The sequence below is a fragment of the Gleimia hominis genome (genome assembly GCF_002871945.2).
Lineage (GTDB): Bacteria > Actinomycetota > Actinomycetes > Actinomycetales > Actinomycetaceae > Gleimia > Gleimia hominis_A.
The window spans coordinates 2,005,068-2,024,000 of record NZ_CP126963.1 but is presented as its reverse complement, the minus strand read 5'-3'; the positions used below and the strand labels follow the sequence as shown (position 1 = coordinate 2,024,000).

The following is an 18,933-nucleotide window of genomic DNA, read 5'->3' as shown; positions in this document are numbered from 1 at the left end:
CACGACTTACAGGCAAGCCCAAACACTAAGGAATGAAACTCTACTTTGAACTTAGAGGTGTCGAAAACAATGTTTCATACGTATAAGTCCCGCTGGATCGGTTTTGATGTACTGCGCACCAACTTAACGAAGTAAAGGACTGCACAGGTGGATCGCCTATTCCCTCCAGCGCCTCTTCGACTGCGATGTTATCACCGCTAGCAGTGCCATATGCGTAAGTGATGTGAGGAAATGGAGGTGGCGGATACAATAGTGCTCCCTTCCCAAGAGCGTATTCTGCCACTTGCCTAACGTTCTTATTGAGCACCTCAAACGCGTTTGAGTTAAGACTCATCGAAATAACGGAATTCTCCGCAACAGCCGGAGCTTCGAGAATAAAAGAAGGGGAAATAGAGCTCTCAAGCATGTCCCGAGATGTTTCTTCTAGAACTCCCAGAGCGTGCTCCCGGTACTCATTCTTATAGAAATCAGAGATTATGTTTGGAAATCGTTGAACAGTTACATGTAAAGCATCTAACGGCTGAGAAGCTATAAATCGAAATTCTCTTAGCCTCCCCTGAACCTCATTAGCATATTCAACGAAATCTGCCTCAGGTACAAGGTATGCATGCAACTGACCTGAGGGATCATTCCAGTCGTCCACCGTAGTTTCAAAAAAAGATCTCATTTTCGCTCACCCGAATCGTACTCACCGTAGAACACCATCTTTCCCTCCTTATCTCGCCAACCATGGTCTGCGAGATTCTCAAGTTCATCTAGAGAGCGGCCTTTAGTCTCTGGAGCCAAGGTAATTGAAACGACCGTACCTACAAGTGCAACTCCTACGAACAACCACGTTGCATTCTGCATTCCCCAAGTTCCAACCAGAACAGGGAAAAGCAACACTCCCAGTATTGAGCCAATTCTACTGACCGATCCGGCAAACCCCACCCCACTGCCGCGCAAACGTGTGGGGAACATTTCATTCGGGTAAACCATATTAAGAACTCCGGGCCCCATATTGGCCATCAGAATCGTTACTGACAATAGAAGAACTAATACAAGAAGACCCGGAGTCGACCAAAGCGCCAACGTTACCAGAGCCGCAACCATTACACAGAAGCAAGAAATAATAAGTTTCCGTCTTCCAAATGCTTCTACTGCGTACATGCCTAGTGCAGCACCTAACACTCCTAAAAAGGCAATCAGCGCCGCTCCCAAGAATGGTAGGTCGTGCCGTCCACCGGCAAAAGGTTCAAGAATAGTGGGCGTGTACATTTGAATGCCGTAAAACGAAACGGCGAAGGCAAACCAGTACACTGAGCAAAAAACAGTCGCACGAAGCATCTTAGGAGAAAACAGTTCAACCCAACGTTGACGGTTTGTACCCGGTTCGTTTTCCTCCTTGTGCCCAATAGTAATGTCATACTCATCTTTTACTTGTTTTTCGATTCTCATTGCTTCTGAAAAGCGTCCTTGAGACCGGAGCCAGCGCGGGGACTCCGGCACATTGTGCCTTAATATAATTACGATTACCGCAAGGATGGCTCCTGCCCCAAGCATCCATCGCCAAGCATTGTCACCAATAGGTAAGAAAACGAGACCTAGTATGTATGCGCTGAACGATCCAAGCTGCCAGAGTAAAGACATGAAGATTATGTATGAGCCTCGACGCCGAGGAGAGGTAAACTCCGCAGTCATGGATGAAGAGATCGGGTAATCCGCACCAATGAAAAGTCCTAAAGCAAAACGTGCAAATATCAGCACCGGCGGATTAAATGCAAGAGCAGCCACAAGCGCAAAGATAACGAAACCGATGAGATCGTACATATACATTTTCCGTCGCCCAAAACGGTCAACTAAGCGTCCGCCATAGAGCATGCCAAAGAACATCCCAACGACTACAGATGAAGCAATAACTCCAGATAACAGGCCATTACCAATCCCCCATTCTTCTTTAAGACCGGGAAGCGCCACGGCTATAACTGAGACGTCATACCCATCGATGAACATACCTGCCCCTGCAAGCACTGCGATTCGCCATTGGAAGCGGATGGATCGTTTTGTTTCTGCATTGCTAGGAGTTTTACCATAATCCATTTCTGACCCTGCCTTACGCCTTCAAGAGGGATTACTGGCAACTTGTATACGCCTATACGTATAGTTGCACTGTGTTGTACACCATTAGCTTACAAAACTATTCACAGAAGTAGTATTGCGCTCCATCCTTTAGATCTCAAATACACGCGTTTCTTATAACTGCACGACAGGGATTTCGAAATCTACTCTTTGCCATATCTGAGTCATCCCACCCAGCACTCACCTAAGTCCGAAAGCCCTTCTACTGCGCTACGACCGCAACGTCCGAATGCGGCGTAGTTTCACGCAGTAATGGAGGTTCGGATTTAATGCTCTCATTATTGAGGTGACGTTTCGTCTGATTGTTACGCCCCCGCAGCTGAGTTGCACGCCGAGCTTTCGTGTAAACCAACTGTTTCAAGTACGCCCGCTTAACCGTCATAACTACGTAGAAACCAATTAGGACGAACACAGCATTGGAAAACACGGACGGCCAAGCCCCGGTAGCGGATGCTAAGAACACAGTTAGCGTACCCGAAACGATACACATCAGCTGGTACCTCAAAGAATCTGCCGCAAGTTTACCCGTGGAAACGAAGTAGTAGGCACCGAGGTACAGCACGGCACCGAGCCAACCTAGGCTCTGCGCAAGAATCTGGAGGGTGTGGTTCACAACCACCATATTTCCAGGCAACATACTTAATTACAATTGCAATTAACTACATCAGTAGTTAAGTTTTACTACATGGAGATATCTGTGCAGCGCCTTGACGTTCTCTTGGCTGTTTCAAGAGAAGGAGGTATTCAAGCAGCGGCGGACGTACTCCACGTTTCTCCCTCAGCAGTAAGCCAGCAGGTACGAAAACTCGAACAAGAATGCGGCACCGAACTACTAACCCGAACCCATTCCGGCGCCGTCCTCACCGAAGCAGGTAAAATCGTCGTCGCCGGAGCCGAACGAATAGAAACAGAACTCGAACGAACCGCACGCGAACTGTTGGAATCCACAGGTACCCCCACCGGTATTGTGCGCCTCGCCGCCTTCCAAACCGTTATCCGCGGGCTCATCCTCCCCAACCTCAACACCTTCACCGACCTCGCCCCAGGCATCGACCTCCACTTGCAAGAAGCAGACTCCGATAAAGCCCTAGCTGCAATCCGCCGCGCAAAAGCTGACATTGCCGTACTAGAGTTTGACTCAGAAATACCTCGCGGACCAAGAGGAGTAAAGGTACTGCCACTGCTGCAAGAACCGTGGTACATGGTTTACCCCTCCACACTCGCTGATCCGCACGACCCCCTGGAGTTAGCTAACGAAACCTGGCTCGGCGTGGAACCCGGCACCGCTGCGAGCATTGCAATCTCTAGGCTCGCGGAACAGTGGGGGTTCACGCCCTCCAGCAAATACGTGTACGCCGACTACGACGTTGCCCTCCACATGGTCGCTGCAGGGCTGGGCACAACCGTCATTCCAAAACTAGGCCTCACCTACCTTCCTGAAGGAGTGGAAGCACGCATGATCACCGGGCTGGGCACCCGCCGGCTGGTGCTGTGCATATCTGCGGCGATGTCACGGCAATCAGACGCCATTGACCTCATGTGTAAACTTCTTCGGCAAGTAGCACTTTCACACACGGAACAAGGCGAAATGAACACCGGACCCACCCCGCAAGCACCCGGCATCAGCACCCCACCTGCATGACGCACCCAGCAAGAACCACCCTTAGTTTCCGCGTCCCACTTCTCGTTGCGCCTAAGCGTGTAATACCTTTAGAGCATGAGCTTTAACGATAACGTGAACTTGGATTCCTCCCGCGTTAGTACCTCCCGTGGTCGTGGCCGCGGCGTTGCACTTGGAGGCGGTGGTCTAGTAGTCGTTATCGGCCTGTTCATAGTTTCGCAAGTTACTGGAATTGATTTCCTATCAATGTTCACTGGTAGCAGCACTGGGTCGAACAGTGCAACCCAGGTGCAGGAATCGCAGGGTAAGGATCTGTCCCACTGCAAAACAGGGGCCGATGCCAACAAGTACGACGAATGCCGCATGGTTGCCACCGCCCAGTCGTTGGACGCAATGTGGTCAACTGCCCTTTCAGAACAAGCGAACGTGCAGTATAAGAAACCTGATTTCAATATTTTTGAGGACGCCGTGCAAACTAAGTGCGGTGCCGCCACGTCACAGGTGGGCCCGTTCTACTGCCCAGCGGATAACACGGTGTATTTAGACCTGTCATTTTTTAACGAACTGTCTAAGTTCGGTGCCCAAGACGGCCCTCTCGCCCAAGAGTACATTGTGGCGCACGAGTGGGGGCACCACATCCAGAACCTCACCGGGCAGTTCCAATCACACAACTCACAACAAACCGGAGCCCAATCCGAGTCCGTAAGAATGGAACTGCAAGCCGACTGCTATGCCGGAATATGGGTTAACCGCGCAGCTAAAACACCAGACCCAAAGTCTGGACAGCCGTTCCTAAAAACACCTACCGACGAGCAAATCCGAAACGCCCTATCCGTCGCCTCCTCAATCGGTGACGACCACATCCAAGAGCAATCAGGTGGAAAAATCAACCAAGACTCGTGGACACACGGCTCCTCTGCCCAACGCACCCAATGGTTCAAAACCGGCATTCAAACCGGCAGCATTGCCCACTGCGACACCTTCGAAGGCTCGCTGTGAGGTCAACTAGCGAAAGCAAAGTGAAATCTTAAGCTCTTAGAGTTTTGCGAACCCCCATAATCTAGCGCTCTTAAACGGTATTCTTTGATTTAAATAACACGTTAAATCAGGAGCAACGATGATCCGGTTAAGATCCCTTTTGTGTGCAATGGCGGGCACTATTTCACTATGTTTATCTCCCCTAATTCCAGGCGCAGCCGCACCAGCGCAAGTGCATGCACCAATGCAACCACAAGAGAACACGGTGAATACGCAACCCCAGCAAACACAAGAGGACCCAACAAATGGGAAAACCATTTACGCACCAGGCCGGCATTCGTTCGCGGGCAACGACGGTAAATCCCACAAAGTAAGCTTCGATAAAAACTCGTTCATGGTAGACGGCCAGCGTTTGGCGCTGTGGTCTGCGGAGTTACACTACTGGCGGCTGCCAGACACTAATGGGTGGCGCGACATCCTCCAGAAAATGAAAGCTAATGGTTACAACGCTGTCTCCCTATATTTTTTCTGGGGCATGCACCAATCATCTCCCGGTGGCGCATTCGATTTTTCTAAGAACACGATTAAAGATCTCGATTTGTTGCTGACGATGGCCGAAGAAGAAGGCTTGTACGTTATCGCACGCCCAGGGCCTTACGTGAATGCGGAAGCATCGATGGGTGGTTTACCCGCGTACATGACGAACTTTAAAGACAAACTACGTTCCACAGATAGGGACGCTCTCGCAGCATCCAAAGAATGGTTAGAAGCGTTCAACCAGATCGCAAAGAAGCACCTCATCACCAACGGTGGCGGATCGATCCTCTTGTACCAGGTAGAAAACGAGTTGATCAATCAAGATTCAGCTCGCGAAGCTTTTCTCACCGAGCTGGTAAAGAAGGTGCGCGCTGACGGGATAGATGTACCGTTGTTCCACAACGACTATTCTTTGGCGGGACGTTTTAAAGACGCGCAAAAATACGGGCTCGATTTTTACGCGTACGACGCCTATCCAGTTGGCTTCAACTGCTCCGCACCGCGCAATGAGATTGGTGATTCAGAAGAAGTTTTCCACCAGTTCGCTCCAAATAGCCCAAACTTTATAACCGAGTCACAAGGCGGCGCGTTCACCCCCTGGGGTGCTTCCTATAACGCATCAGACTGCTACGAATACACCGATGAGGCATTCACACGCCAGTGGGCTGTGAACAATATTGGTAACGGGGTAACCGCATTCAACTTCTACATGGCATTCGGGGGAACGAACTGGGGGTGGACGGGTTCGCCCTCATCCGGATTCACATCCTATGACTACGGGGCGGGCATCACCGAAGACCGTGTTTTAACTCCTAAAGCAGCCGTGCAAAAAGAAGCTGGTTACTACATGCAAGCTGTCCCTGAGTTCGCTGCGATGAACCGAAATAGCGCACCAAAAGTGAACATTTCGAAAGGATCTCCAGTGCGCATGTACGCGCGCAGCAACGATGGTGAAGGTTCTGTTACCGGCAACGGTGTGCGCAGCTACGCGATGCGTCTGCAAAGCTCCAACGACACCACCGAAACAGCCTTCACAACTTCATTGGTTTTGGATCGCGCTGAAGACGCGCAGCAAGCTCAGCAGTTCAGTCACGATGACCGCGACAAGGCCGTATCTTATGAAGGCGCCTGGGAGGAAGTGGCTGATGATGCAGCGTTCCATCGAACACTCACAGAATCTAAGACTCCCGGTGACAGCGCGAAATTCACTTTCAAAGGCAGCAGTATCAAACTGATTACGTCCACTGCCACTAATTTCGCGCCGTTTACAGTTCAGGTGGATGGTGGGGAACCTCAGACGGTGACTTCCGCGCGGGTGGATACCAATCAGAATAAACCCACTCAATTCTTAGCTTGGGAAGCAAACGGGTTAGACTCTGGCGAACACTCCCTTGTAGTTACGCACGCCGGCAATTCCGGTGAGGTTCTTTCTATCGATGCGTTCGATATCGGATCCCAGTCGAAGTCCATGCCTGTGGAAGTCAATGACTCGGATAAGAGCTTTTTCAACTACGAGGGTGCTTGGGAACACGCAAAGAATCAAGCCTGGACAGCTGCGGATAAAGAGGCTGATGAGACGTTTTCATCCACCTTAGGCGACACCGTTAGCTTCAAGTTCACCGGAGTGGGTTTCGATTTAGTTGGTCCGTACTCAGAAAACCACGGCTCAGCAACCGTCAAAGTAGATGGTGAGGTAGTTGGGCAAACCCATGAGGAAGTGACCAATAGTCCGCAACCAGGTAAAGTGCTTTTTTCTTGGCGTGAGGGTGGCAGTGACGAAGCTGCTAATGAAGCTTCACCTAGTGAACACGTCGTTACGGTAACTGTGGATGGAAAGGCATTTGAGGGGTCCTCTGGGGAGTTTGTATCTTTGGATTACGTACGCTACTTCCCCGAGGGCGCGGCTTTAGATCCAGCTGTAGATGACGGTCCTGCGGAAGGTGAAATCGGTTGGAAGCGTATCCCTCAAAAGGAGAATACGTTCCTGAAAATACATGGGCGTGACGCACTATTACTCACAGCAGATAAAGTAGTTGCCGGACACGATCTGTATTACACAACCTCGCAACTATTTGCCGCTCCAGTGCAAACCGAGCAGGCAAATATACAGTACTTGGTTGGTGCACATGGTGATGATGGGGAAACCGTTCTGCATTACGATAAGGAACCACGGGTTTCAGCCCCCGACGGTGTGGAGTCCCACTGGGACGCAGCCTCTGGGCAACTGCGCTTGAACTACACACACGAGTCCAACGCCAAGTCGATAACCATTAGTGCTGACGGTAAACCGTTGACGCTACGAGTAATTGACCGGGAAACCGCAGTTACAACCTGGATTATCCCCACGTTGAAAGACGGAAACACGGTGAATGTAGCTGTTGAAGGCGTGGAGTTGGCCCGCACCGCAACTACCTCAGACTCTACGTTGCAGTTAACCGGATCTGTTTCAACCGCGGCCACTGTTCGCGTGTGGGCACCCCAGGAGATTAATGCCGCAGTGTGGAACGGCGCTAAACTGCCGGTAAACAGTTCAGATGGTTCGTTCACGGGGAGCCTTGCCGCACCTCAGGCAGTAACGGTACCGAAACTCCAGTTCACATCCGCTACTGACAACGCGCAGGCAGGTTTGGATTATGACGATACTTCTTGGAAAACTGCAGCTGATAAGCAGGCTGCGAACGCATCGCAAGGTCCAGGTACGCATGCGGGAGTAGTGCTCGATTCTAACCACTACGAGTTTTATGAGGGCAGCGTTTGGTACCGCGCGCATTACACCTCACCGGTTTCCGACCCAACACTGCGCCTGTGGGGTAACGGTGGTTCTGGTGTTCCTGTACAAGGGAAAAACCCGGCTTTCATGCAAGTATGGGTGAACGGCCAGTATGCAGGGGCAGTACGGGCCGATGGTTCCGAGCAGTCAATAAAAGCGCCCGCAGGGTCGGTGAAAGCCGGAGGGAAAGTTGTTGTCGCAGTGCTGGTGCACAATTTGGGGCAGAACCTTGACTGGTCTGATGACGGACTCTCTAAGCAGAACCGGGGATTGTTCGACGCTGATCTGCAGGCCGCCGGACCGGTCGTGTGGAAGGTTCAAGGTATGGGCGTTAACCAGGGGCTATCCACAGAGCTGAATCCTTCTGGAACGATTTACAATACGGGTGGCCTCGGTGGTGAACACGCCGGCTGGCACATGCCGGGGTTTGACGACGCCGCGTGGACAAAAGCGGATTCGCTTCACACGAAGGCTGGGGTCACTTGGTATCGCGCTCACTTCGACCTGGATACTCCGGTGGCACAAGATACGGCGTACCGACTAGAGATTAACTCTGAACGGTTTGCAAATAAGGACGACAGGTCGCAGGTAACCTTGTTTGTCAATGGTTGGAACACGGGTGTTTACATTGGGGACGTTGGCCCGCAGCGCTCGTTCACTATTCCTTCCGCGTTCTTGAATCAACGGGGTAAAAATGTCCTGGCAGTGGCCGTGGCTGCTAAAGCTGATGGAATGGGACCCGAATCCATTTCTTTGAAAGCAGTTCACTCCACCACCATCGCAGATCCCTCAACCCAGAATCCGGCCGACACCCCCTCTGCTAACCCCAGTGACACACCCGGTGGTAGTTCTGGCGGAGAGCAAAGTACTCCCGGTGGTTCGAATGCGGGCAAACATCATGCTAGTTCGAATGCGGGCAAACACCATGCAACCTCCAATGCGAATGCTAAGCATGGAAAGAAACATCTGTCTGTAACCGGTAGTGACATAGCTCCGTGGCTAATAGTGGGGGCCGCGTGTTGCCTAGGTGGTATTGCGATAACTCTAATCCGCAGGCACAGCTAGCTCCAGGCGTTTCCTTTAGTTCCTGAAGTACCTTTAGTCCCTGAGGTACCTTTGGTTCCCCAAGTGCCTCTGGTTCCTCAAGTGCCTCCACTAATTAAAGATTGAGGGGCTTATCCCCTTGTTAAGCCGCCCCTACCCGCGACTGACAGGTGGGGTGGCAGTTCCGGCGACGCAGGTTTCGTATGTCCACAGTATGGCCCACGCCGCGAGCGCCACTAGGGACACGCGTTGGGTTATGCCCATCATGTATGTGGCGTCAAATAGGGACACGATACCGGTGTATAGCGCGGTTATGGTGTGTACGACAGCTAGGGTTGCGATTGCCGCGCGGGTTCGCGTTCCCCTCAGGAGTAATGCGGAAAGTAGGGTTGCGGTTATGGATGCGGTATTTGCCACTATGGAAGCGGTTTCGTGCATTATGTCTGAGGGAAGTGCGCAGTGCGTGTGCGTCAAACTGGATGAACACGTCATGGGGAACGCGGCATCCACTAACGTGGCGAACGCGAAAACTAGGATGAGGCCCCAAACTAGGCGCCACCAGCGGCGCCTCCCCCACTGTTTGAACAAGCGGTCGAGCTGGCCGAACCGGGGCAGGCCCATGCGTTGGGTGGTGAGGGTGAATCGTGGCCACGCAAACCAACGCAACCCTACGGTCGCGCCCACCACCATGAAGCCGGCCGACACCGCGTCACTAACCCGAAACAGCAGAGAAGTGGGCTGGTCCAACGCAGCGTACTCAGAGGTGAATGCGTAAACCGGGTCCAACGCACCGTTAATAAATCCACCCAACGCCCACAGGTTATACGCTGCGACCGCTAAACACATCGTGGTCACTATTAGGACCCGTCTAGCACTACTCATAGGGATAATCTTAGACGGGTCCTCCAGCAAAACGCATTCAACTACTCAGCTGCCAGGACCGTGCCCGCACCGGGCAGCTCACGCACCGGGCAGCTCACGCGCCACCCGCATCTTTCCGTGCGCTACTGAGCCGGTCCTTCTTACCGGCCTACTACAGGCGCGCAGCCAGTTCCTCTAACACGTGCGTGTAGTTATGGCCCGTGGCGCGCGTCATCCCAAGTTCACAAGTGCGGTTGCAAGACAGGTACAAAGACGCGTCAATCGAGTTCACACTCTTAGCTTCATCCGCAGTTGCTGTTGCGGTTAGTTCCTCATGCAACAACCCCCGGTCCCCAGCAAAACCGCAGCAACGCCACCCGTCAGGAATACGCACTTCGTCAGCCACCAGGCCCGACAGCGTAATCAACGCGTCATTAATCCCCAACTGGGTAGATGCACACGTCGGATGCACCACAGCGCAACCAACTCGGTGCAGGCGTGGCAACTTCGGGGCAATATGTTCAGCCACAAACGGAACCGCATCCACCACCTGCGCGTTCTCCACCCCCTCATTACGCAACGTAACAATCAGACCTTCAGTGCAAGACGCGTTGTCACAAATAATAGGTAGCCGCCAGTTATCAGACGCCTCCCCCAACACGCGCACTAAACGCTGCCCCATAGCATGCTGACCATCATCCATACCCTTCGACTTCCAGGGGGTACCACAGCACAGGCCCGAAATTCCCTCCGGGACAGAAAGCCGCACCCCGGCGCGCGCAGCCAACTTCATCAACGCCGGCCCCACCCCCTTCTCAGTCGGATGCGTCGACGCGAACATCGAACCAATACACGCGGGCATAAAAATCGCGTCCGGCTGATGCTGAATAACAGGGCGCCTGCGCGGACCACCACCAGGCAGCTCCGCACTCAACTGCGGAACCACGTCCGTGCCAATAATCTTGCGTGCCACACCTAACCCAGAACGCACCACCTGGTTCGGTAGTTTCTTAGCCACCGTCATCCCAAGCCCAGCGGCACCATCAGCAACCAGGTTCCACGAATGCGCCATGCCTTCCCACATTTTCTTTTCCACCGTTGACGCCTGCTCGCTGCGCAGTTCCCGCACCAAATTACCCGTGTTGATATTCACCGGGCACGACGTCTGGCACATCCCATCCACCGCACACGTATCCACCACATCGTAGCCCTGTTGGTTACGCAGAGTTTCCGCCAGGTCTTCATCCCCCATCGCCTGCGCCGCCCCGATTGCACGTTGCAGCACAATCCGCTGCCGCGGCGTAGTTGTCAGATGCTGGGATGGGCACACCGCCTCGCAGTAACCACATTCCACGCAGTCATCAATCACGGGTCGCACATCCTCGGTGCGTTTAATATCCCGCAGGTGCTGCATGTCATCCTCAGGAATAATCGTGCCCGGATTCAACACGTTCTTCGGGTCGCACGCGTTCTTGATCTGCACCATCACCTGGTACAGATCCTCCCCATACTGACGTTTCACGAACGGCGCCATTATCCGCCCCGTCCCATGCTCCGCCTTGAGGGTACCTTGCTCCCCAATAATCAGATCCACCAGGTCCTCAGTGAACAACTCATAGCGCTTCATCGCCTTGTCGTCCGCGAACGATTCCGTAACCAAGAAGTGGATGTTCCCGTCTTTCGCGTGCCCAAAAATGACCGCACCATCGTAGTTGTGTTTACCGAACAGCTCGTGCAGGTCCGTGCACACACCCGCCAGTTTCGGCACAGGTACAGCCACGTCCTCAAGCAAAGCCACTGTTCCCTTCGGCCGGTTACGCGCAATCTTCGTGTACAACCCGTTGCGCAGCACCCACATTTGCTGCCGGCGTTTCGGGTCTTGCGTCATCTCCGCATCCGCGTACAGGTCGAAGTCCTGGAATTTCGCCAGCCCTTCTTTCGACAGTTCCCGCAGCTGCTCATCTGAATCCCCCTGGTATTCAACCAGCAGCACCGCTTCTTTATCGACTTTGAACCCGTCCGGCAGTAGCGCCGCACTTTCTTGACCCATCGCCACAATAGATTCAGAGTCAATCAGTTCCACAACGTCCGCCCCCGAATCCACCAGCGTCGGCAGTGCCTCGTTCGCGGAATCCAGTGAGTTAAACAGTAGGAAGCCCGTCAAGTTCTTCTTATGCACAGGTACCGTGTTGAAAGTTGCCTGCGCCACGAACCCGAGGGTACCTTCTGACCCCACCATCAGGTGTTCCAAGATTTTCGCGGGCGTATCGAAGTCAATAAACGAGTTCACCCCGTAGCCCATCGTGTTCTTAATTGCGTAGCGGCGTTCAATATCTTTCTTGAGGTCCGGCGCACGCAATTCGTCCCGCAGGTGCTCTAAAGTGGCCACTAGGTTCGGTTCTTTGTCTCGCAGCAGCTCGTCGGCATGTGGATCCCCCGTGTCCACAACTGTGCCCGACGGCAGCACAATCACCATTGAGTCAATGGTGCGGTACGTGTTCGCAGTTGTCCCACAGGTCATGCCCGAGGAGTTGTTAGCCACCAAACCACCGATTGTGCAGGCAACGGAACTAGCGGGGTCAGGGCCGAGTTTACGGCCGTACCGGGCTAAAGCCGCGTTGATTTGCACGATCGTGTTGCCCGGTTGGGTGCGGACCTTCCGTCCTGCGTCAAGGATTTCGAAGTTCCTAAAGTTGCGCCGCACGTCCATTGTGAGCCCGCGGCTCATCGCCTGCCCAGAAAGGGAGGACCCACCGCCGCGCAGCGTTAGCGGCCACCCGGCGTTAACCGCAATAGCCATAGCTGAGGCCACTTGTTTCGCGGTTTTAGGGCGGGCAATGGCCTGTGGAATCGCCAGGTAGTGCGACGCATCCACCGCGAGCGCTAACCGATCTAGCTCACGCGTGGACACCTCCACATCCGGGCCCAGTACGTCCGCTAGTTGGCGTACGGTCTCCTCAGGTACAGCTGTCATCGCGATGCGTCCGGCGGTGGCACTCATTCTTCCTCCTTGAAGCAGCAGGGGTTAATGTTTCAAAAGTTAGTGTATGAACCCGTTTTTTCGTGTGCGCGCTGAAACCCCTGCCACTACCTCACACCTCTATTTCCCCTGTTCAAAAGGGGTTTTGAGGGCCTTCATAGCAACTAAGGTACCCTTTACTTCACTGCCGCTAAAAGCTCGATACCACAACGCGTGCATGACTTAATACCTATACGGCCGGCAAAAACCACCCAGACTCCCTCCTGAGGGCACCCTCCTATTAGAGATACCTAGACCCCCTCAAAGCCAAGTACCCCCAAGCAACCAGCCCCAAAGCCAAGTACCCCCAAGCAACCAGCCCCCTCAAGGCTGGGTGGAAAACAAAAATCGAAACTGAGTGTTTACAAGACCGCAACTGCTAGAACGGTTGTGAGTGGAGCGATCAATAATCCCAAGAGGACGAAGCGCATCCAGTGAACCTGTTGCCCATCTGCCTGCAAGCGCTGGGCCCAAAGAAGTGTTGCAAGTGATGCCCACGGGGTAATCAGGGGCCCAACATTCACACCAATTAAAAGGGTGAATAGTGAATGCGGGTCTGAAACGGTGTTCTCTAACGCTAAATAAGCAGGTAGGTTATTAACTAAGTTCGCGCCAATTAGGCCCTGTAGCGCTTTTGCCTGTTCACCAAGAAACCCTGGAAAGGTGGGAGCGAAGTTATTTATTACGTCGCCACCTACGCTAATTAGAGCGCCCGTTGTTAAGAAAATCCCAAGCATCTGCAAAATCAGCTTCACGGGAATTACGTGTGTCGGAAAATCTGTTGACCCCGCACCCCACACAATAGCAGCCAACACGAACGCGGCTATGGTGGCAACTACCCATGGTGTAGCACCGAGCACCAGAGCGGCACAGAGAATTACGAGCACGCCGGTGCACAGCACAATCACGCTGCGGTGCCCCTCTTGCTGCTCCATTTTCTTTATCTGCTTTTGTGCGTCCGAATCAACACTCTGCTCCCTGGGGTGCAGCGTACGATATTCCAGAAGAAACAAGATCGTAGCTGGAACGATGCAGCTAACAATCCACGCGGGCCACATTTGTGCAGCAAACTGTAGTGGTGACGTGTCCGCATGCTGGTCAGCAACCAGCAGGTTTGTGAGGTTCGAAATCGGCAGCAGAAGGGAGGCCGTATTAGCCAACCAGATGGTGGCATAAGCAAACGGGCGGGCACTAATACCGAGCCGCAGCGCAGTAGCAACGGCAATTGGCACCATCAGAACCACCGTGGTGTCGAGGGAGAAGAATACGGTCGACACTATCGTGACCGCACAGAACAGCAGATAGAACACCCGTGGGTCAGAGGCACCTGCGCGAGTGAGCGCCCGCGCTAAAGCTGAAAACACACCGCCCGCGTCTGCCAATGTAGCAACAATCGTCATTGCGGTAGCGAACCCTATTACTGGGCCAACGCGGGTGAGCATCTGTTTGATCTCAACCCATGGATACCATCCGGCTGCAAACGCAACGATTCCCACGACTATTAGAGCCGTGGGAATCGCGTAGTTCTTAACGGTGGTAGACAGCGTGTGAGGCATTGGGCCCCCGTTCTTTCTAAAACCCCATTACAAGGCGACTTCCAGTGCAGTTTCTACTTGTAGCCTCATGCCGGTTGCGGCAGTGTTGCTGCCTCTACCACCAAGGCAGCGTGTAGCACCTCAATTATAAAGCAGGTACAGCCACTACCTCCACAGGAACGTTGCCGCGCGTAGCTTTCGAATACGGGCATAGTTCGTGAGTGCGGTCCGCTACTTTCTGCATCTCATCCACGCTCATGCCGGGAATATAAACTTCGATTTTCACGCTGATTGCGAACGAATCCCCTTCGGGGCCAATCGACACGTGTGCACGCACGGCACTGTCATCTACGTTCACGTCCAGTTCTTTTGCTGCCAACGACATAGCGCCTTGGAAGCATGCTCCATACCCCATTGCAAAGAGTTGTTCTGGGTTCGTGCCGGCGCCGTCACCACCCATTTCTTTTGGTGGGCGTACATCTAAAGTCATTTCCGGGTTTTCGGTGTGGGCCTGACCGTCCCGGCCACCCTTGTTATCAGCTACTGCGGTGTAAACAATTTTCTCTGGTGTATTCATACCTCTAGTCCATCACTATTCGCAGCACAAAACAAGAGTTCTCTTGCACAGCTTAGGGCCTTAGGGCCTACGCGCACGTTAATCAACGCGATAAAATAGAAGGTTTCGTTGCCGAATCGTTACCTTTTCCGATCCCGCGTGCTTCTATTACTCGTTACAATCGCAATTATTCGCGTGCAAAGCTGCCGCTTTCCAAACACATAACACGAGTTTTCAGGAGGTAACATGACACCACAGTCCGTTGGCCTAGCTTTACTTGTACTCGGATTCATCTTACTTATCGGTAAAGTGTTGCGCATTAAAGTGCATTGGATGCAGTCTCTGTTCTTACCTTCCGCGATTATTGGCGGCACGGTGGGCTTGTTAGCAGGTCCGGAAGTATTTGGTAAGATCGCGTCCCTATTAGGTACCGACATGTTCGCATCGGGCGGCTTGTTTACCGAAGACATGATCGAAGTGTGGAAGACGTTGCCGGGCTTGTTGATTTCGGTAGTGTTCGCCACCTTGTTTTTGGGTCAAGACCTGCCCGGCCCTAAGCGTGTTATTGAACTTGCGGGCCCGCAGTTATCTTTAGGGGTGGCTTTCGCGTCTGGCCAGTACGTGGTTGGTTTGCTGGTGGCAATTTTGGTTATCACTCCGCTTTTCGGTATCCCGTATATGGCGGGCGCGTTAATTGAAATTGGGTTTGAGGGCGGCCATGGTACTGCTGCCGGTATGTTCCAGGTGTTTGAGGACCTAGGTTGGTCAGAGGGTGGCGATTTAGCTATTGGTACCGCCACTGTTGGCCTGGTAGGTGGCGTTGTGATTGGCGTTGGGCTCATCAACTGGGCGGTGCGTACCGGCCGCACGAAGGTGGTGCATGAGACCGCGGATCGGTCGCGTGAAGAAGAGATTGGTTTGTTCCGTAACGACGAGTACTACCCGGCTGCTCGGATGACGGCCCGCCCGTCTTCGATTGAACCGCTTTCGCTGCACGTAGCGATTTTGGCGCTGGCGATTATTCTGGGGCAACTAGTGCTGTCGGGCCTTCAGTTGTTAGAAACAACTTTCTGGCCAGATTTCAAACTCTTAGCTTACGTCCCCTTGTTCCCTCTGGCTATGATCGGTGGGATTATTGTGCAGTTGGTGTTGAAGTGGACCGGTTACGACCACATGATTGATTCGCAGATGATGGCCCGCATCCAAGGGTTGGGACTTGACCTGCTGGTGACCGCTGCTATAGCAACCGTTTCGTTGAAGGCGATTTCGGCTAACTTGTTGCCGTTCTTGCTGCTGTGCGTGGCGGGTATTGCTTTTAACACGTTTATTTTGTTGTGGTTCACGCCGCGTTGTATTCCTGATTACTGGTTTGAACGTGGGATTGGTGACTTCGGCGAGTCCATGGGCGTTACTGCTACTGGCCTGATTTTGATGCGGATTGTTGACCCCGAGGGCAAGTCACCTTGTTTCGAGGCGTTCGGCTACAAGCAGCTGGTGTTTGAACCGTTCTTCGGTGGTGGTTTCGTTACCGCACTCATGGCGCCGTTGATTTTCAAGTTTGGGCCTTGGCCACCACTGATTGGGATGGCGGTGTTGTTCGTGATTGCGTTAACAACCGGTTTGTTCTACTGGGGTAAAGATATTGACCAGAAGAAACTGAAGGCGTCTTACAAGAAGAATGTGGCGAAGTAGTTTCCTTTTGGAGCGTGTGCCCCATAGGGCAGTGCACACTCTATTAGCCGCACGAGAATAGTTACACACAACTAGTGATGCGAAACACTTCGTACAAGAACCCACGTTAAATATTAAAAACAGTGTCGTACCCTCGCTGAGTGAGAGCGGGGGTACGACTCTTGCTTGGTACCGGTTGCGTGTTCTTGCACCGACTTTGTCGTCTTACACCAGTATCTAATCTTCGGCACCAACCATTTTGGTTTGGTTCGCGCGTTTTATTTGGTTTGCATTAGCCGTTGAACGTATTTCGCGATGGTGTCGGTTTCTAGGTTCACGTGGTTCCCTTCGGTGAGTGTTCCCAATGTGGTCGTCTGCAGGGTCGCGGGAATCAACCCTACGGAGAACCAGGTTTCCCCAACCTGCGTTACAGTCAGTGACACTCCATCGATCGCGATGGATCCTTTGAGCGCAATTTGCCTCATGAGGTTCTTCGGTGTCTCTATTGTCATTTCCACCCACTGTTCGCCGTGGCTGATCTTTTTAACTGTGCCGATACCGTCAACGTGTCCGGATACTATGTGTCCACCGAGCCTGTCCGTGGGTCGAACCGCGCGTTCTAGGTTTACGGTGTCACCTACCGTTCGCTGCCCCAGGGTGGTTAGCCGCATGGTTTCTGGCATTGCGTACGCGTAGAACGTGTCTTTTTCGATTTCAGTAACTGTGAGGCACACGCCGTCAGTAGCCACGGAGTCCCCAAGTTCTAGCTGCGACGCGAACGGGGATTTAATGCCAATAATCATTTGCTTATTCTGGGTTTCCCCGCTGGGTGATACGGAAACGACCTCGCCTTTGCACTCTACTAATCCTGTGAACATTACTCATCTACTCCTACTGCACCGCGAGTATTCTCTGCTAACATTTCTTGGAACTGCGGGGACGCTATCCGTTCGAACACGAGCCTCGTGAGCGGCTCACTGTGACTCCTACCGTTCAGAAGCGCACTTTGCTTCCTCATGGAATGGATCGCGAGGGACCGGACGCCAGCACGCATTTCCTCAGGAAAAACTGAAAGACCAAAAACACCCAACGGCCCCGCAAACGAATCAACAGGAACACTGTAACCATGGGGAACCCGATACCACTCAACAGTGTGTTTACCTACAGAATCGGTGAAGCGAATATTCCGTTTACGGTTGTACCATCGAATCGAGTCGTCGTGAACCAAAGTCCCCATTTCCGCATTTATTTGAACGGTTAGCCCCAAAGTCTCTTGCCACGTCTTCGATGCGCTCTTGAACCAACGACGCATGGGCTCCATCCTGCGGCGCGGAAAGAAAGCCAGTTCTAGCGAGCCAACGTTTAGGGTTGCGAACCTCCCTCCCGCGGTACTTGGGTAGTCCGAAAGGGTCCAGAAACGTTTCTGCGTTTGGGGCGCGTTTGGAATCGCGAGCGCCACAATCTGCGCTAACTCATCTACCACGACTTCCCACACGGGCCGACCATCCGGCATCACTTCTTGCCCGCGTCGTTTTGTTAGCAACTTGGGCGTTTCTTGCTTGAGGTTCTTCGCAGCCTCCGCGAATGGGGCTAAATCATAACTGGGGTGGCCGGTGGCCCAGTGCAGTTGTTCCTCTGGTGCAACATAGTTGTCCAACACTGTCGGTTCCCAGTGCCCAAAGTTGAATGCTCGGTTCCGCAGCCTATGAGCTACCCGCTGCTGCCTAATGGTTATGCGCTCCGGCTCATCTAAATCACCCTCAGGAATATGGCAAAAAGAAATCGCTGTTACGTACTGCCATGCCGCATGATGTTTAGACCCGTGCCTATGGGTGGAATACCGCGTGACGATATTCTCCGTCTGCCCAACATAGCGTTCACCGTTTTTGAACTCCAAAATGTAGATTCCGCGGCGCTCACCGGGTGCAAATAGTGGGGCAACAGTAGACGGATCTGTCAAAGTCCAACGTTTAAACTTTAAACTGGATACCTTGTATTTCTCAGGGCGCATAATAGCAAGAGTAGCGCATTAAGGTCAGTTCTATTAGGCATTTAATCGTCCCTGCTCACTAGTTAAAACTCGCACAAGAGTCCCTCAGTGGCGTAGACTACACAAATAAGCCCTTTTTGGGACTAAAGAACTAGGTGGGCGTAGCTGCCATCTGCAGGTCGGTTCCTTGAAGTAGGCGCGTTCTTATTAAATAGAACGGTTTGTTATACGCA

General features: G+C 52.9%; 13 protein-coding genes. 4 read left to right on the top strand and 9 right to left on the bottom strand.

Annotated features, from left to right (window positions below; genetic code table 11):
• Positions 1-40 precede the first annotated feature (40 nt).
• From CJ187_RS08850 to CJ187_RS08840, 3 genes are all read right to left on the bottom strand, one after another.
• On the bottom strand, positions 41-667 hold the full coding sequence (locus CJ187_RS08850; RefSeq protein WP_102216412.1) for a hypothetical protein: 627 nt from the start codon (positions 665-667) through the stop codon (positions 41-43).
• Positions 664-2,079 (bottom strand): MFS transporter, encoded by a 1,416-nt coding sequence (locus CJ187_RS08845; RefSeq protein WP_102216413.1) that lies wholly within the window; start codon positions 2,077-2,079, stop codon positions 664-666. Before CJ187_RS08845 ends, CJ187_RS08850 begins: the two co-directional genes overlap by 4 nt.
• Positions 2,080-2,320: 241 nt before the next feature.
• Entirely contained in the window at positions 2,321-2,755 is a 435-nt protein-coding gene (locus CJ187_RS08840) for a CBU_0592 family membrane protein (protein ID WP_146003081.1), read from the bottom strand.
• 60 nt (positions 2,756-2,815) lie between these two features.
• Here CJ187_RS08840 and CJ187_RS08835 point away from each other — a divergent pair, with 60 nt between their 5' ends.
• The 3 genes from CJ187_RS08835 to CJ187_RS08825 all read left to right on the top strand — a co-directional run bounded on the left by CJ187_RS08835 (position 2,816) and on the right by CJ187_RS08825 (position 9,089).
• Positions 2,816-3,760 carry a LysR family transcriptional regulator gene (locus CJ187_RS08835; RefSeq protein ID WP_158237725.1) on the top strand — a complete coding sequence of 315 codons (945 nt, stop codon included), beginning with the start codon at positions 2,816-2,818 and terminating at the stop codon, positions 3,758-3,760.
• A gap of 75 nt (positions 3,761-3,835) precedes the next feature.
• Entirely contained in the window at positions 3,836-4,738 is a 903-nt protein-coding gene (gene ypfJ, locus CJ187_RS08830) for a KPN_02809 family neutral zinc metallopeptidase (protein ID WP_102216416.1), read from the top strand.
• A 244-nt stretch (positions 4,739-4,982) separates the two neighbouring features.
• Entirely contained in the window at positions 4,983-9,089 is a 4,107-nt protein-coding gene (locus CJ187_RS08825) for a beta-galactosidase (protein WP_199171063.1), read from the top strand.
• Between the two features lie 132 nt (positions 9,090-9,221).
• Here CJ187_RS08825 and CJ187_RS08820 read toward each other — a convergent pair whose 3' ends face one another.
• The 4 genes from CJ187_RS08820 to CJ187_RS08805 form a co-directional block, all read right to left on the bottom strand.
• Positions 9,222-9,950 (bottom strand): DUF998 domain-containing protein, encoded by a 729-nt coding sequence (locus CJ187_RS08820; RefSeq protein ID WP_102216418.1) that lies wholly within the window; start codon positions 9,948-9,950, stop codon positions 9,222-9,224.
• A 151-nt stretch (positions 9,951-10,101) separates the two neighbouring features.
• Positions 10,102-12,930 (bottom strand): FAD-binding and (Fe-S)-binding domain-containing protein, encoded by a 2,829-nt coding sequence (locus tag CJ187_RS08815; RefSeq protein WP_102216419.1) that lies wholly within the window; start codon positions 12,928-12,930, stop codon positions 10,102-10,104.
• Positions 12,931-13,310: 380 nt separating this feature from the next.
• Complete coding sequence (locus CJ187_RS08810) at positions 13,311-14,504, bottom strand: SLC13 family permease (RefSeq protein WP_102216420.1); 1,194 nt, start codon at positions 14,502-14,504, stop codon at positions 13,311-13,313.
• Between the two features lie 124 nt (positions 14,505-14,628).
• Positions 14,629-15,060: an organic hydroperoxide resistance protein gene (locus CJ187_RS08805; protein ID WP_102216421.1), complete on the bottom strand. Its 432-nt coding sequence runs from the start codon at positions 15,058-15,060 to the stop codon at positions 14,629-14,631.
• Positions 15,061-15,285: 225 nt separating this feature from the next.
• On the opposite strand from CJ187_RS08805, the gene CJ187_RS08800 reads away from it, so the two are divergent.
• On the top strand, positions 15,286-16,731 hold the full coding sequence (locus CJ187_RS08800; RefSeq protein WP_102216422.1) for a sodium/glutamate symporter: 1,446 nt from the start codon (positions 15,286-15,288) through the stop codon (positions 16,729-16,731).
• Positions 16,732-16,988: 257 nt separating this feature from the next.
• Here CJ187_RS08800 and CJ187_RS08795 read toward each other — a convergent pair whose 3' ends face one another.
• Complete coding sequence (locus CJ187_RS08795; protein ID WP_102216423.1) at positions 16,989-17,588, bottom strand: riboflavin synthase; 600 nt, start codon at positions 17,586-17,588, stop codon at positions 16,989-16,991.
• Complete coding sequence (locus CJ187_RS08790) at positions 17,588-18,670, bottom strand: GIY-YIG nuclease family protein (protein WP_158237726.1); 1,083 nt, start codon at positions 18,668-18,670, stop codon at positions 17,588-17,590. The genes CJ187_RS08795 and CJ187_RS08790 overlap by 1 nt, the downstream gene beginning before the upstream one ends.
• Between the last annotated feature and the right edge of the window lie 263 nt (positions 18,671-18,933).